This window comes from Vibrio iocasae, assembly GCF_042245395.1.
GTDB classification, from domain to species: domain Bacteria; phylum Pseudomonadota; class Gammaproteobacteria; order Enterobacterales; family Vibrionaceae; genus Vibrio; species Vibrio iocasae.
In genome coordinates this window covers 283,763-299,252 of sequence record NZ_CP145310.1, presented here as the reverse complement: position 1 = coordinate 299,252, position 15,490 = coordinate 283,763, and the positions used below count along the sequence as shown (strand labels likewise).

Genomic DNA, 15,490 nt, shown 5'->3' with positions numbered 1-15,490 from the left:
AAGTGGCTCACACCTTATTTATCATGATCTAGCTTCTTACTCCACACTCAAAGATGTTCCCAAAACTATTGCCTACGTACACTCTTATGGTCATATGCTTCAAATGCTATATCATCGTTCCGCTTTTGCGTAGGAGATCAGCGCCTGAATATGTTGATCGTTCACCGATGAGTCTCGGGTGACAATGTTTATCTTCTTATGGATACCGTTTTCACCCAATCTGACAATCTCAATTGGAAAAGTATTTTTATACTCGTCAGCCAGCCACAATGGCAAAGTAGTAACGCCTCTTCCTGCGACCACCATTTGCAGCAGCATGTCCGTATCCTCAAGCATTTTGTGACGCTTAGGCTGGCAGCCTGCAGGGATCAGGAACTGCTGAAAGACGTCTAGTCGAGTGGTTTCTATTGGGTATGTATACAACGTCTCTGTTGCGAGCTCTTCTGGTTTTATAAAGTCTTTTTGCGACAGTAAGTGCTCACTTGAAACAACCAACACTTGTTCATAAAGAAACACGGGCAAATGAGTAATTCCCGTTTTATAGATAGGGTCTGGTGTGATCAACAAATCTATCTCGTTGTTAAAAAGTGCCGCTACACCACCAAACTTGAAACGCTGATTAATATCGATGTCCACATCTGGCCAATCTCTTAGAAAGGGCCGGATGACTTGCTGCAACCAATGATGGCAAGGATAGCACTCCATTCCTATTCTTAGTGTTCCTTTTTCTCCACTGGCAAACTGCTCTAGCACTTCATCCACTCGTTCAAGTTGTGGAAGCAGCCTCGAAGCCTCACGCTGCAAATAGACTCCCGCCTGAGTGAGCTTTAGTACCCTACCTTCTTTGGTCCAGATATCCGTGCCGATCTGATGCTCCAGTTTTTTAATGGTGTGGCTCAATGCAGACTGAGTAAGATGCAAGCTTTTAGCTGCTGCCGTTAAAGAGCCTTGGGTCTCTATCGCTTTTAGAATTCGCAAATGTATCCGGTCAATCATTGGTTAAACTCATGAATAAAAATAATCATTTAATTAATTTATACCATTATTCATCATGAATCGACTCCATTAGTATCTTTATCAAACAATACTAATGGAGAGAGTAAACATGGCAGTAATACACAACCTTGGCTTCCCACGTATCGGAGCAAAGCGAGAACTTAAATTCGCACTGGAAAAGTTCTGGAAAGGTGAAATTGGCGCAGCAGAACTTCAGGACACAGCGAGTTCTATTCGGGCAATTAATTGGAAAACTCAAAGTTCACTCGACCTTGTTCCTGTTGGCGATTTTTCTTTATACGATCAGATTCTGGATACGAGCTTCCTTGTCGGCAACCTGCCAGAAAGAGCAAAAGTCCTAGAAGGCAGCGAACTGGATAACTATTTTCGGGTTGCTCGTGGTCGTTCTGCCAATGACAGCAAATGCAATCATATTCATGCTGGCGAAATGACAAAATGGTTCGATACTAACTATCACTACATTGTGCCAGAAGTAACGGCAGACACTCAATTTTCACTAAATGCAGAGAGAATCCTCGGTCAGTTGAAGGAAGCTCAGGATACAGGTGTTGAAACAAAACCTGTGATAGTCGGTCCGGTCACTTACCTATGGTTAAGCAAAACAAAAGATGATTCGGACCGCCTAAATTTACTTGAAAAACTGTTACCTGTTTATGCTGAGCTACTAAACAAGCTTTCAGATGCCGGAGCAGATTGGATTCAAATAGATGAACCTATTTTGGTTACGGAGTTAGAGGCCAATTGGACAGACGCTTTCGTTACCACGTATAGCGCTTTAAGCCAAAGCCGTGCAAAACTCTTACTGGCAACGTATTTTGGTACGCTAAAAGAAAACCTAGAGCTGGCTTGCTCGCTGCCTGTCGAAGGTATTCATATTGATGCCATTCGCGCGCACGATGAGTTACCGACTGTTATCGAGACACTACCGAAAGAGAAAATCCTGTCAGTTGGCGCAATCAATGGTCGCAATATCTGGAAAACGGATCTGAATTCAACGCTAGACTGGCTTGAGCCAATCGCAAATCAACTTGGTGAGCGATTGTGGATAGCGCCCTCATGCTCCCTTCTCCATGTACCGGTCGATTTGGAAAGTGAAGAAAAACTGGATTCAGAGATTTTAAATTGGCTCGCCTTCGCCAAACAGAAACTGATTGAGCTAGAAATACTGGGTAAAGCGATTAATCTTGGAAGAGAATCTGTAGCAGCAGAGCTTGCAGCTAATGCACAAGCACTAAAAGCCAGAACAGAATCAACACGAGTTCATAACCCAGTGGTAAAAAAGGCGGTAAAAGAGATTACTGCAGAACTTGGTGAGCGTCAGTCTCCATATAAAACCAGAGCAAAACAGCAATCTGAGAGCCTGAAACTACCACTCTACCCTACGACAACCATTGGCTCCTTCCCTCAAACTCCGGAGATTCGTAAGACACGTCTGGCCTATAAGAAGCAAGAGATCTCTCTGGATGAATACACCAATAAAATGGAAGCTGAAATTGAGTTTGCCGTCCGAGAACAAGAAAAACTCGGGCTGGATGTACTGGTTCACGGAGAAGCAGAACGCAACGACATGGTTGAGTACTTCGGTGAACAGTTAGAAGGTTACGCATTCAGTCAGTTTGGTTGGGTACAATCGTACGGTTCCCGCTGTGTTAAGCCGCCTATTTTGTTTGGTGATATTAGTCGCCCGAAAGCAATGACCGCAGGCTGGAGCAAATACGCTCAATCAATTACCGATAAGCCAATGAAAGGGATGCTCACTGGCCCGGTAACCATTCTTAACTGGTCGTTTGTACGTGATGACCAACCACGCAGCGAATCTTGTCTGCAACTCGCGTTAGCTATCCGGCAGGAAGTGAAGGACCTGGAAGCCGCAGGGGTAAACATCATTCAGATTGATGAAGCCGCCTTAAGGGAAGGTTTGCCTCTTCGTCAGTCGGAATGGCAGCACTATCTGGACTGGGCTGTCGAGTCTTACCGCATTTCAGCTAATGGCGTATCAGATACAACTCAGATTCACACTCATATGTGTTACTCGGAGTTTAACGACATCATCCAGGCAATTGCAGACATGGATGCAGATGTCATCACCATTGAGACCTCTCGTTCAGATATGGAGTTGCTGGACGTATTTGAAGAGTTTGAGTACCCAAACGAAATTGGTCCGGGCGTATACGACATACACTCACCAAACACCCCTTCGGTTGAACAGATAGTGAAACTAATGAAGAAAGCAGGACAACGCATCCCCGCAGAACGACTTTGGGTAAACCCGGATTGTGGGTTAAAGACGCGCCAGTGGGACGAAGTTATACCAGCTTTAGAAAATATGATCGAAGCGACTAGAATCCTGCGTCAGAACGCAGAGAGATAAGGCAATGCCTAAAATAAAATCAAGTTCATCAACACCATAACTCATTGATAACCTGTGTGCCCGGCCAGTTAGCCGGGCCTTAATCCTGTGAAGGTATGAAGGTTGTGCTCCACCTCGCACCAACGACACTCTACTGATTGCGCTTTTTCTTCTTTTTACCAGTACCAGCAGGCTTTGGACGTGGTTTCATCGGAGCAAAGTAAGCTTCGCTTTGATCGTCTTCCACTTCAAAGCCCTCAACCTGCTCACGCTCAAGCTGAAACTTATTTTTCTTCTCTATCACTTTAAAGTGGTGATAGTCATCGTAGTCAATAAGCGATAGCCCAAGGCCGACTTCGCCCGCTCGACCGCTGCGCCCAATTCGATGCATATAGTCAGCAGGACTACGTGGCAGGTCGAAATTAATAACCACAGGTAGTTTTTCTATATCAAGACCACGAGCCGCGATATCAGTAGCAATAAGTACTTGAATCTCGCCAGACTTAAATCCTTCCAGCACACGCGTACGAGCACCTTGTCCCTTATCACCATGGAAAACCTCTGCGATGATACCGCGTTTTGACAGCTTTTGAGCCAGGTGATTACAGGCATTCTTGGCATTAACAAAAATCAAAGTTTGTCGCCACTGGTGCTGTTTGATTAGGTGTGCAAGTACAGCGGTCTTCTGGCCTTTGTTAACACTAAACACACGCTGTACCAAGGTACTGGCTTCCGCACTCTGCAACTGAAATTCAACAGGATCGTGCAGTAAGTTCTTAGCCAGGTTCGTAACTTTTTCAGGGAAGGTGGCAGAAAACAATAATGTCTGTTTCTTCTCGGGTAGAAGTGCCAGAATCTTATTGAGTTCATCAGTAAATCCAAGGCTCAGCATACGGTCGGCTTCATCGAGGACGAGAGTTTTTACTTGGTCCAACTTGATAGAGTTACTCGATACTAGATCCAGTAAGCGGCCCGGAGTGGCGACAATAATGTCACTACCACCACGGAGTGCCTGCATCTGAGGGTTTACCGATACACCGCCAAATACCGCAACCGTTTTGATCTTATCTCTAAGATGGTACGAGTAGGATTTAATGTTGTAAGCCACCTGTGATGCCAACTCACGAGTTGGCACCAAAATCAGATGTGACACATAGTTGCCGCGACGATTAGATGATGAATCTTGCTGGTAGACTTTTTGCAAAATTGGCAAGGCAAAAGCAGCCGTCTTACCAGAACCGGTATTCGCGCCTCCAACAACATCTCGTCCTTCAAGTACGTAAGGAATAGTATGAGATTGAACTGGAGTCGGCTGGTTATATTCCAAGGATTCTAGTCGTTCAACTAAAGTTGGAATCAAACCAAGATCGGCAAATGTCACTTGCTGTGTGTTATCTGTCATTACGATGAGTGGCTCAGTGCTAGGTAAAGGTCGTGCATCTTATGCTATTTGCCGCGAAGATGTTAGTAATAATGTTACTTTAAGTTTTTGGCCATTTGGCGAGCAACATTGTAAAACTGTTCCAACTCTTCGGTAGCGATTCCTTTCTGCATTTTCTTTAGCATCGCTGTATCAGTCTCGGAGATTCTCATCATGATGGCTTGACCTGCTTCGGTAATGCGCAAGCACTGGCTACGTTTATCTTCAGGGTTAGGCTCTTTCACTATCAGTTCATGTTTAATTAAGCTACTAAGCAGACGAGTAACTTGCGCCTTGTCTCTATCTAGAAAGTTTGCAATATCGACTGCAGTGCATTGCGGTTTCTTTGAAATAATCTTTAAAACGCGCACATTCATGGGGGCGATATCTAAGTTCAGTGTCTCTATGTTTTCATGTACGTTTCGCTTCAATCCATGAACTAACATAAACAACGTATCTAGGGATTTCGGATCAGACATACAGTACTCCTGCCAAACTAGTTGACATTATCAATTAACGTAATTATAGTTGACATTATCAACTTAATTAAAAGCTAATTCAAGACCGGAGAACATAATGACAATACAAGCTGTGATGAATGACTCAGCAGTTGGTCACCAAAAGACAGCTGAGCAGGAGAAAACGCCAATCATCCAGAAAGTCTTAGTAATGTTGGGCATGGTTAGCCTTATGGGTGGCACGATCACCGGTACAATGACGTACCTTAACTTAGGTTTTACTGACACTTTCTTTAAAGACTGGGCTACAAACTTTTTTACCGCGCTAGTCACTGTGATTCCTCTAGGCTTCACCATGATGGCGTTGTTAACGAAAGGGGCTGAAAAGCTGTTACCAAACATGGCAACGAAGGCACGAGATGCGCTAGTAGGCGTGATCATGGCTCTGATTATGGAATCAGGCATGGCATTTACTAGTGCATATAACAATGTTGGTGTGGATAACCAATCAGAATTTCTAGCAGCATGGATAGACGGAGTACTTGGTGCGCTTCCAGTGGCACTCGTACTTATGACCACCGTATCGATAACAATCAAGCCAAAGGTTGAGAAGTTCCTTAAGAGCTAGTCGTTCAACCCTACGACACGATACCAACACCAATAATTTTAAGGTAAGAGATATGATCCCGGAGATTGAAATATGAAAATCGCTGTTACCGCCGCAAGTGGACAACTAGGTACTGCTATTGTAAAAGCGGTCATTGAACACACATCAAAAGAGAGTGTTATTGCACTAGCAAGAACACCAGAGAAAGCTTCTCACCTAGGTGTTGAGGTTAGACAGGGAGATTATAACGACGCAGTCCAACTTGAACATTCTCTGCAAGGTGTCGACTCATTGCTGATTGTTTCGGGTATGGACGCTCCAGAGGTGCGCATCGGACAGCATCGTAATGTGATTAATGCTGCAAAGAGAGCTGGTGTTAAGAAACTTGTCTACACCAGCGTTCAAGGTGCAGAAGAAGGTACTGCATTCTCTCCCGTGGTTCAGAGTAACCGTCAAACGGAGAAAGATGTTCAAGAAAGCGGTCTCGAGTGGGTTATTGGGCGCAATGGCATCTATATTGAACCTGATGTTGAATACATCGAAAGCTATAAAAAACTGGGGGGGATCTTTAACTGCGCTGAAGGTGGCAAATGTGGCTACACAACACGCTCTGAACTTGGTTACGCCTATGCACGAATGCTGACGGAAGATAAACACAACGGCCAAACTTATAATCTGCATGGCAAAGCTATCACACAAGCACAATTGGCTGAATGGATGAATCTAGCTTTCGATACTCACTTGAAGTTTGAGTCTATGAGTGTGGAGGATTACAAAAAAGACCGTATAGCCGAGCTTGGTGATTTTATTGGTACTGTGATTACGGGTATCTATCAAGGCATTCGAGAAGGTAAGTCTGATAACCCTAGCCATTTTGAACAAGCAACAGGGCGCCCTCATGTTAGCTGGCAAGAATACTTCACACAATTAGGAAGTGTTAAATAATACTTAAGATCGGTTTAAGTCTATGTAAGCTACGATAACGAAAATGTCCTATCTGAGATATGTTCTCAAGCTATGGGGCATTTTCACTTTTTATGCTTGCCAGCACATCTGTGCACATTTCCTTCTTAGCTGCTTCGGACGAAATCTACCCATCATAGAGCATTCCATCTCCCAAACAGCAGAACGGCACCACTTCAGATGATGCCGCTCATGCTCGAAAATGGACAAAACTTTCCATTAACTGAAAGTTATCATGCATTTGTAGTTATGCATTTAATTAACATAAAAATAGCTCATCACTATTGATGTTGAACTGGGCTATCTCAAATTCAACAAATTTTGAAAAACATAAAATAAAGCTGTTCATTTTCCAAACAACCTGTATAGTGCGCGTAGCTCTTGCAAACGAGCTATTAGTGAAAATTTAGTACAAGCCCTCTCCCAGTTTCCTTTCGATACCTTCGTTTAGCTCCTGCGATTGCTTCTCGTCATAGTTTTTTAAATAGCAGTTGCTCGCAGTTTCAATATTATTAATTTCTTAGAGGTATCTATGTCTACTAAAACAACTGGTTCAGTTAAATGGTTTAACGAAACAAAAGGCTTTGGCTTTATTTCACAAGACAATGGTGGCGCTGATGTATTTGTACATTTCAGAGCTATCGCGTCTGACGGCTTCAAAACACTAGCTGAAGGCCAAAAAGTAAGCTTTAACGTTGAGCAAGGCCAAAAAGGCCCTCAAGCGTCGAACGTAATTGCACTATAGCACCAATGGGTGTAATGCAAGTGCATTACACCCGTATTCTCTCCATATAACCATCTAATACACTTAAATTTCAGGAGTTTTATTGCCTCGAAGAACTAGTCGCCAGCGATACTGGTATAAAAAATTATGTGATGAACATAGAAGATCAAATAAAGCTGAGCTCAACGTATGTTCCAAATAGAGTTTTGCTTTGTCAATGAACAACTAAACTGGTCAGCAAGCATACATCAACTTAATAGTGACATTCTACAACGTCACATTTTCCCCAAACTTCACTCCAAACAGAATAATCTAGAATTTATCTTCTCCGGGTCAAATATGATGGGAAGTATATTATCAACCTCTGGGGTTAAGTTAGGCACTTTTAAAGTTGACTAACAACCATGCTAAGGAAAGCTCAAATGAATAAGATTAAAAAAAGATCACCTAAAAAAGAAAATAAACCACTTGAAGGTGAAAATGAAAATACAAAATCAGCAAGAAGAAAAATCGAAGATATTCTTGAAAAACGCGATTTTGATAAACTATTTGAGCTGTAATCTCTTATGAACATACCTGCCAAAAGCGAGATTGAGCCAAATATTAGTTGTTCAAACTGTAAGGCTTGCTGCTGCCGCCTTGAAGTAATGATTACTTCAGACACTTCAGTTCCAGAAGAGCATATTGGTAGAGATGCTTGGGGTGCAGAGACCATGCTTAGGCTGGCAGATGGCTGGTGCTCAGCACTAGATAGAGAAACCTTCAAGTGCAGTATATATGAGAACCGAACTTGGATATGTCGAGATTTTGAGATGGGCTCTTATGAATGCCAAGAAGTGCACAGTTTCAGATAGGTGATGGTGTAAAAAACTCTAGATCTTGCTCAGTTCCAAGTAATGCCTTTCAAGGCTGTTGCATAACAATTCAAATAGGAAAATACGTGTAAGAAACACCGAAATTGCTCGAAAATGGGAGAAAGCTTCCACCGCATCTCGACGTACTTTCAGACTAGGATGGTCGAAAAAGTAAGGCCGAAATTTATCACCCGAATACCTTGCCGACTCATAAAGGGGCAGAGATGCCTCAAGAACAAACTCAAAAAGTACATGTGGTCGATACGTAACCGCTGTTGATACGTTTAATAGAACTCAACGCAGTGTCCCCCACTCGCGAAGAACTAAATCAGTTTTTACTTAAAAGCTCAATTTGATACGACAGTTTTAGTATTAATCATGAGATGTCATATGAGTTTTTCAGTTCGTAAATAGAACAAATCATGGTTCGTGAATATCCAATATCGGTAGATACTGCACAGTTCAAATGTAAAGTGGCGTGATTTAGTCACGTTTTTAGCTGTGGAAACTGTTAATATTCTGAACTTTTCATATTCACCAAGCACTAAATAGCTCACGACACATTGAGAGAACTAATAATGATAAAGATTTTTTTGCCACTGCTGCTGGTTACTTTTCTGAGTGGCTGCTCAATCATCGCATTACCATTTAAGGCAGTGGGTGCTGTTGGGGACATCATTTCTAAGAACGACACAAAAGAAGAGTATCTGGATATTCAAATGACAGCTTTAGCTGCCAACCCCGAGGTTAAGTCTACTGAGCAACAAGATTCTATTGCGGCTCTTTCTTCATTCTAGGCCCCATAATAAAGAGCCTGCTGTTTACAGCAGCAGGCTCTTTAAATTAACTTCACTTCGCAAGCAACATCTCACACAAACTAGGTTCAAGTTTCAGTTACTCATTTACCAAAGGTCGATCATACATCCCTTGTTCCAGGTTATTCTGTAGCTTCCGGTAAGTGCCATTAGCTTTAATATTTTTCAGGCCTTGGTTGAATAGCTTTTTATATTTTTGGTTTTCCGGAATATTATTTGAAAGTATCAAGTAGTAAGGGTTTTTATGCATCTCTGTAGGAGAGTAAGTCACCCTTTCTCTCTGTTCTTCGGAAAGGTGATTGTTTATAAAATAAAGACCGACGCTATAGTTGTGAGGGACAGCATCAATTCTTCCGGCAAGAAGTCGGGTGAACAGAGTCTGATAATCACGCGCACGCTCAAGACGAATAATCCCTTTCTTATCCGCATACTCAAGAAGAGGGTAGTAAGTGTGAAGGGTTCCTCCGATTGTTTTTCCATTCAGATCATCGACTACGTTCCACTCGACAGGGTTCGAGTGCAAATAAAACAAGACCTGATGGTCAGTCATCAATACATCGGAATAGGTGAAAACTTTTGCTCTTTCCTCGTTATACATCCAAACCACAGAGCCATGCCATATTTCACCTGAGCTGCTGATACCATCTTTCGCGTACTGGAACGATCTTTTCCAGGGAAAGAAGCCATATTCCACTTCAACACCCACAGTAGCGAAGGCTTCAGAAACAAGATGAGATGCGTAGCCGTGGTGGGCTAAGTTTTCAGATAGGAAAGGCGGCCACTCACCATTTGTGAGCCGTATTGTTTCGTTTGAAAATACAGAACAGGATAAAAACAAACCACTCAACAAAGCTCTGGCCCAAGGCATACCGCTCCTTAAAAAAACAATGAAAACACCTACCATTAAACTTAGCAGATTGAGCAATGTTTTCAGTGATGCCAGAACCGTTTAGTTACGCTAATTTTTAATTTGTTCGCCTGAAAGAGAAGACCGGAGTGCTGGCTTAACGGCCAGCACCTCCCTCTCGATAAATGGCAGGCTTAATATCAATTAGCTTAGTGCCATTCAGGCAATCCAGTCCTCTGACAGCTATTGTCCCCTCACCAATTTCTTCTATCGGCAACACAGCTACCCCAATAGGATTTGGGCGACGAGGCGAACGTAGTGAAAAAGTACCCGTTATGGATGTTCCATTTCGGCAAGATTGTTTAGTCAAATCTCGCTGCGCCCCGTCGAGCCAGTACATAACCAAAATATGTTGTCCAACTTTTAGTCCAGCTAGCCCTTCCTGATAATCATCAAACACCGTAATTTGACACTTTGGCCCTTCAAAGTTGATGTTGTTTGGGCACTCTTCAACTACCTGATAGGGAGTCGCAATTTCACCGATAAATTTAAGTTCAGCTTTCATCTATCAATCTCCTGTTGTTAAGCATTTTTCATGGAAAAGAGTGTGTAAAAGAAAATGGTTATCAGGATGACTGCACCACCAACCACACTTGCAATAGCTGGAATTTCACTAAAGAACAGATACCCCCAAATCGGTGCGAGTACCGTTTCCAGCATCATTGTCATCGATACTTCTGGTGCTGTGATATGGCGCGTCGCAACCATGGAAAACACTCTTCCTAAAGGTGCGGTAAATAACCCCATTACGCCCATGATGATCCAGGTTTCAGCACTAAAGCTCGAAGGTGTTGCCAAAAAGAACATTACTATCGCAAGCAACAAGCCTCCCAAACCAACTGCAGCCAAACGGCTCACGTCCTGATATTTTCTAAGTAGTGTGAACATCAGAGACAAGCAGATCACCGAGAACACCGCCAGCAAATCCCCCACCCAGTTTCCTGAACCAAACGAGCCAGACACAACAATGACTATCCCGACCATTACAGAGATGATCGCAATGACAGTTGAACGGTTAGTTTTCTCTTTTAAAAATAGCCAGCTAAATATTGCTGCGATGGCAGGTGTTGCACTAAGAATCACAAATGTATTCGCAATTGAAGTCATCTTGATACTGAATACTAGTCCCGAAGCACTTCCGACCATCAGCGTACCGGCAACGAGTAATGGCCAGCCACTCTGCTTCACAGCTGTCCTGATGCCTCTCTTATCTGTAGATTTAAGCAGCACTGGCATCGAGATTGCGCTAAACAAGCCAAACAAAAAGGCCGTATCAAAACCACTTACTCCAGCAAAACGAATGAATATCGGATCAATACTCATCAACAGAGCGCCAAGAATAGCGATTGAAAATCCAAAAGTGCGGCCACTCGCCCCAGGTTGTTTTATTAGGTTCATCGTTGTCATCATTTTTCTCCTCTAAAAATCATACCAATCAGTATGATTTATCGATCCGCATTGTGTCAATAAAAATCATACTGTATAGTATGATTTAAATTTCAAAGGAAACCTGTCATGGGAAAAATAGAGCAAAAAAAAGAGCTAAAAAGACAAACCATTCTTGCGGCCGCACAAGAGGTATTTCTGTCTGAAGGATACGAGCTAGCCAGTATGGATAAAATTGCCAGCCTGGCTCAGATGACAAAACAGACTCTCTACCGATACTTCCCGTCAAAAATAGAACTGTTCCAGGCTACGTTGGAGAAAATGGGAGGAGATATTGACGAGAGCTTTCTCACCTATTTACAAAACCCCGCCCCTAAGGAAGCACTGCTTGGATTTGCGAAAGCATTTATCGCTTTTCACCTCTCTGAAGAACATATTGCTACCTATCGATTGCTTGTCACGGAAGGAAAGAAAGCACCTGAGATAGTCGACTGCTTTATGTCTGCTGGCCCAAACAGCACGGATGAAAAGCTCACCCAGTTTTTCAGAGAGAGACTTGATATTGATGACTGTGAAAGTGTCATCGATCTATGGACAGGAATGCTACTTTCGATTAGAGCAGGCGTATTAATTGGAAAGGTGCATCCAACTCAAGAGCAAATCGAGCAACATGCAGTTAATGCAACCGAGTTTTTGTTAGCTGCTATCAAGTAGCAGCTAATATAACTGAACATGTATCTATCAGTTCAAAACGTTATATTTTGAAATTTCAGCAGCATTCATCCAATGGATATCGTCTGCTGAAGCAGCGTTGAGAGTAAACCAATAAAACTCTGGATCAATACCGATATAGCGGTAATAGCTCAGATACTCTTCATGGAATGGATGAGATTTGGGTATCTGATTACCTTCCATATCATCTGATGAACCCCAACTATGAACGCCCATTTTAGGTGCCTGATCATCCGCGCTTCTCTTAACACCGGATAAGAACAAATCCACACCTCCACTGGCAATTAGGCCATCATGGTTTAAATGTGTATTCATGCCTAAGTCATGTATTTCCCGAGAAAGCAGCAGGTTTACTTCATCATCCGCGCTCCCCTCAATCACATCTATGTTCAGTGTTTTTATCTCAGGGAACCTCTCTACCATATCGTAGAAAGCATCCAGCGAACCGGAACATATAACGCCACTTAAGTTCGCTTCGGTAGAGTTCTCAACGCTAAAAGTCAGCGGTTTATCTCCTTGAAGCTCAAAATAACCACAGTCAGAGCGGAATGTATTAGGACTGTTGCTCGCGCAAGCCAAGAGTGAGAAAGAGAAGGTAGCAATAAGAACGCATTCTAGTGAACGCTTAGATGAAAGCATGGTCATATCCTGAGTTGTGCATTGATTTGAATAACACAAGTCTATCGCCAACTTCATGCTGTTTAAGTAATAGAGAGTATGAGAATGTCCGGGGAAAAATAACAGAAAATGTGTTTATAATTCATCACGTAAATAAGAACATCATTCCGATAAGCAGAACCATAATGACAAAACAGAAAATGCTCATTGTTGAAGACGACACAAAACTTCGACTTATGTTGGAAGACTACTTCATACAACAAGATTTTGATGTCACATCATTAAATGATGGCAGTGATGCGAGCGAACGTATCCTTTCTCAGCAACCCGATATTGTTTTGCTCGATCTTATGCTTCCTGTCAACGATGGCCTTACAATTTGCCGACAGACACGTGCAGGATTCAAGGGTAAGATTTTGATGCTAACGGCAAGCGATGACGATTTTGATCATGTTGCCGGACTGGAAATCGGTGCAGACGACTTTGTAACCAAACCTATAAAACCAAGAGTTCTGCTTGCCAGGGTACGCAACCTTTTAAGACGTCAGGAAGCACCTGTTGAGCCTCAAGACGATGATGAGCATCTTATCTATGGCACGCTAAGCCTTAAATACCGATACAAGAAGTGCGAGCTAAAAGGCACCGTATTGCCTTTAACTGACAGTGAGTTTGATTTGCTATGGATACTGGCTAGCAACCCAGATACCGCGCTTTCAAGAGACTTCCTGACCAAGGAGTTGAGAGGTATTGAGTATGATGGCTTTGACAGAACCGTAGACAATAAAATCGTTAGGCTTAGGAAACTGCTGGGGGATGAAAACACTCCCCCAGAGAAAATTCAGACGCTTAGAGGAAAAGGCTATCAGTTCGTCTCCACCAACTGGAAATAACCGCGCATTTGCGCACTACGAATGAGCTAAAATATGCGCCGAATATACCTTGAATCCATCTTTGGGTTGATAGCCTGCTTTATGGCTAGCTTGTTTATCTATGATTTCGCTGTCTATCAGTTAAATACTGATTACGAATTCATTCTCCAAGACTATGAGGCTCAGGCGTATCAGGAGCTACTAAACAATGTTGCAGAAAGCCAGGGACTTGAAGCGGCCAAGCAAGCAATGGAACAGTATGCTGCAACAGCGAGAAGCAAGATTACTGTCTTCCCTGAAAACGAATCGTTACCACCTGACGTGAACGAATACTTCTTAAGCCATCCTGAAAAAACCATCTACCATGATGAAGAACGATTTCTTTGGTTTCGGCTAACCGCAAGCCAGGAAGTTTACTTTTATGAACCTGATGATCAAACGATAGTAAGACAAAAAGTAGAACTTGAAGATAACTTGGCAATGGTATTTATGTTGGCTGGTTTTATTGTCTATGGGTTTGGTCATTTGCTTATTATTTTCAGACGAGTAAAGCGCCTGGAACAAGCAACATTGCGTTTTTCAGAAGGTGATTTTTCTGTAAGAGCAGAAACGAAAAGTGGGAAAGCAATCGGGACAATGAACCAATCTTTCAATCTAATGGCAGACAGAATATCGCAACTGATAGATAGTAACCGCTCACTCACCAATGCAATTGCTCACGAACTGCGCACACCAGTGTTTCGTATTCAGTGGCAAGCGGAGCTGCTCAAAGATACAAAATTAACGCCTGAGCAAGGATCAAAAATTGACAGTATCATTGAAGATACCGAAGAGATGGAACAGATGGTGGATGAGCTGCTTCACTACGCTCGACTCGATCGCGGGCATGCGGAACTCAACTGTGAATCGGTTTCCATCAATGAGTTTATATCAAAAGGCATCAATCGCTGGAGCAAAGATAGCGAACTTCCGATAACGTCATTGCTGCCTGATTCAAATCCTTATATAAGTGCAGACAAAAAGCTGTTAGGCAGAGCATTGGATAACCTGGTTCGTAACGCAATTAAGTTCGCTGAATCAAAAATAATAGTCGAAGTAATAGAATCCACTGACACCTTAACTGTAAGTGTTCATGATGATGGGCCAGGGGTAAGTCCTGACCACAGAGAACACCTGTTTGACCCTTTTTATATCGCAGATAAGTCAAGAAACAAGGCGCAGAGCGGCTTTGGTTTAGGGCTATCGATTGTTCAGAAAATTTGTGTACAGCACAAAGCTTCAGTACAGGTCAGCGAGAGCTCCCTTTTGCATGGCGCAAGATTTACAATAACGTTCCCTCGTTTGTAATCCTTTCGATGACAAAACGATACAGTAAATACAAACCTGACCACGCATAATCACCTCCAACGAGCAGAGCCAAACATACCGTTTAGGCTCTGAAACACTAAATATGTCCGGAGATATTATGAAAAAATTCCTCGTACTTGCTGCGCTTTCTATCGTAGTCACTGGTTGTGCTCAGCAAACTTTCGTTATGACCCCTAAAGAGAGCAAACCAGCTGTAGAAACTTCTCACCACTTTTTTATTGACGGATTAGCGCAGGAAAAAGAGATTGATGCTTCAGCAGTATGCGGTGGTGCGGAAAACGTTGCTAAAGTTGAAGTTCAGAAGACTTTTGTTGATGGTTTGCTGGGAACAATCACTTTTGGCATCTACACGCCACGTGAAGCACGCGTTTACTGTAAAGCATAATCAGCAGTTCAATACCT

Annotated in this window: 17 protein-coding genes and 1 pseudogene; 11 read left to right on the top strand and 7 right to left on the bottom strand. The window is 42.8% G+C overall.

The features are described 5' to 3' along the window. Positions 1-111 precede the first annotated feature (111 nt). Positions 112-996 carry a LysR family transcriptional regulator gene (locus tag SNR28_RS01365; RefSeq protein WP_375749227.1) on the bottom strand — a complete coding sequence of 295 codons (885 nt, stop codon included), beginning with the start codon at positions 994-996 and terminating at the stop codon, positions 112-114. A gap of 109 nt (positions 997-1,105) precedes the next feature. Between SNR28_RS01365 and metE the strand changes: the two genes are divergently transcribed. Then, positions 1,106-3,388, top strand: a complete 2,283-nt coding sequence (gene metE / locus SNR28_RS01360; RefSeq protein WP_375749226.1) for a 5-methyltetrahydropteroyltriglutamate--homocysteine S-methyltransferase — start codon at positions 1,106-1,108, stop codon at positions 3,386-3,388. Between the two features lie 130 nt (positions 3,389-3,518). Here metE and SNR28_RS01355 read toward each other — a convergent pair whose 3' ends face one another. Together SNR28_RS01355 and SNR28_RS01350 are read right to left on the bottom strand one after the other, a co-directional pair. Continuing rightward, a complete protein-coding gene (locus SNR28_RS01355) occupies positions 3,519-4,769 on the bottom strand; it encodes a DEAD/DEAH box helicase (RefSeq protein ID WP_375749225.1) in 1,251 nt (416 codons plus the stop codon). Positions 4,770-4,843: 74 nt separating this feature from the next. After that, complete coding sequence (locus SNR28_RS01350) at positions 4,844-5,266, bottom strand: MarR family winged helix-turn-helix transcriptional regulator (protein WP_375749224.1); 423 nt, start codon at positions 5,264-5,266, stop codon at positions 4,844-4,846. Positions 5,267-5,363: 97 nt separating this feature from the next. Here SNR28_RS01350 and SNR28_RS01345 point away from each other — a divergent pair, with 97 nt between their 5' ends. The 6 genes from SNR28_RS01345 (at position 5,364) to SNR28_RS01320 (ending at position 9,190) form a co-directional block, all read left to right on the top strand. Then, positions 5,364-5,873 carry a DUF2798 domain-containing protein gene (locus SNR28_RS01345; RefSeq protein ID WP_375749223.1) on the top strand — a complete coding sequence of 170 codons (510 nt, stop codon included), beginning with the start codon at positions 5,364-5,366 and terminating at the stop codon, positions 5,871-5,873. A 72-nt stretch (positions 5,874-5,945) separates the two neighbouring features. After that, positions 5,946-6,797, top strand: coding sequence for an SDR family oxidoreductase (locus SNR28_RS01340; RefSeq protein WP_375749222.1), 852 nt, complete (start codon positions 5,946-5,948; stop codon positions 6,795-6,797). Between the two features lie 550 nt (positions 6,798-7,347). Then, entirely contained in the window at positions 7,348-7,560 is a 213-nt protein-coding gene (locus SNR28_RS01335) for a cold-shock protein (protein WP_375749221.1), read from the top strand. 401 nt (positions 7,561-7,961) lie between these two features. Beyond that, positions 7,962-8,099, top strand: a complete 138-nt coding sequence (locus tag SNR28_RS01330; protein WP_375749220.1) for a hypothetical protein — start codon at positions 7,962-7,964, stop codon at positions 8,097-8,099. A 6-nt stretch (positions 8,100-8,105) separates the two neighbouring features. Then, the gene (locus tag SNR28_RS01325; RefSeq protein WP_375749219.1) at positions 8,106-8,393 is read left to right on the top strand and encodes a YkgJ family cysteine cluster protein; all 288 of its coding nucleotides are present in this window, start codon (positions 8,106-8,108) and stop codon (positions 8,391-8,393) included. 578 nt (positions 8,394-8,971) lie between these two features. Beyond that, complete coding sequence (locus SNR28_RS01320; RefSeq protein ID WP_375749218.1) at positions 8,972-9,190, top strand: hypothetical protein; 219 nt, start codon at positions 8,972-8,974, stop codon at positions 9,188-9,190. 97 nt (positions 9,191-9,287) lie between these two features. On the opposite strand, the gene SNR28_RS01315 is transcribed toward SNR28_RS01320, so the two are convergent. The 3 genes from SNR28_RS01315 to SNR28_RS01305 form a co-directional block, all read right to left on the bottom strand. Beyond that, positions 9,288-10,076 (bottom strand): substrate-binding periplasmic protein, encoded by a 789-nt coding sequence (locus SNR28_RS01315; RefSeq protein WP_375749217.1) that lies wholly within the window; start codon positions 10,074-10,076, stop codon positions 9,288-9,290. A 136-nt stretch (positions 10,077-10,212) separates the two neighbouring features. Next, entirely contained in the window at positions 10,213-10,620 is a 408-nt protein-coding gene (tsaA, locus tag SNR28_RS01310) for a tRNA (N6-threonylcarbamoyladenosine(37)-N6)-methyltransferase TrmO (RefSeq protein WP_375749216.1), read from the bottom strand. A gap of 17 nt (positions 10,621-10,637) precedes the next feature. Further along, complete coding sequence (locus tag SNR28_RS01305) at positions 10,638-11,522, bottom strand: DMT family transporter (protein ID WP_375749936.1); 885 nt, start codon at positions 11,520-11,522, stop codon at positions 10,638-10,640. A gap of 108 nt (positions 11,523-11,630) precedes the next feature. On the opposite strand from SNR28_RS01305, the gene SNR28_RS01300 reads away from it, so the two are divergent. Continuing rightward, complete coding sequence (locus SNR28_RS01300) at positions 11,631-12,215, top strand: TetR/AcrR family transcriptional regulator (RefSeq protein ID WP_375749215.1); 585 nt, start codon at positions 11,631-11,633, stop codon at positions 12,213-12,215. Positions 12,216-12,242: 27 nt separating this feature from the next. On the opposite strand, the gene SNR28_RS01295 is transcribed toward SNR28_RS01300, so the two are convergent. Next, positions 12,243-12,872, bottom strand: coding sequence for an alpha/beta hydrolase (locus SNR28_RS01295; protein WP_375749214.1), 630 nt, complete (start codon positions 12,870-12,872; stop codon positions 12,243-12,245). Between the two features lie 164 nt (positions 12,873-13,036). Here SNR28_RS01295 and SNR28_RS01290 point away from each other — a divergent pair, with 164 nt between their 5' ends. The 3 genes and pseudogenes from SNR28_RS01290 (at position 13,037) to SNR28_RS01280 (ending at position 15,473) form a co-directional block, all read left to right on the top strand. Continuing rightward, a complete protein-coding gene (locus SNR28_RS01290) occupies positions 13,037-13,741 on the top strand; it encodes a response regulator (protein WP_375749213.1) in 705 nt (234 codons plus the stop codon). Between the two features lie 33 nt (positions 13,742-13,774). Next, positions 13,775-15,095, top strand: a pseudogene (locus tag SNR28_RS01285) (ATP-binding protein). 90 nt (positions 15,096-15,185) lie between these two features. Next, positions 15,186-15,473, top strand: coding sequence for a Bor family protein (locus SNR28_RS01280; RefSeq protein WP_375749212.1), 288 nt, complete (start codon positions 15,186-15,188; stop codon positions 15,471-15,473). The last annotated feature ends 17 nt before the right edge of the window (positions 15,474-15,490 follow it).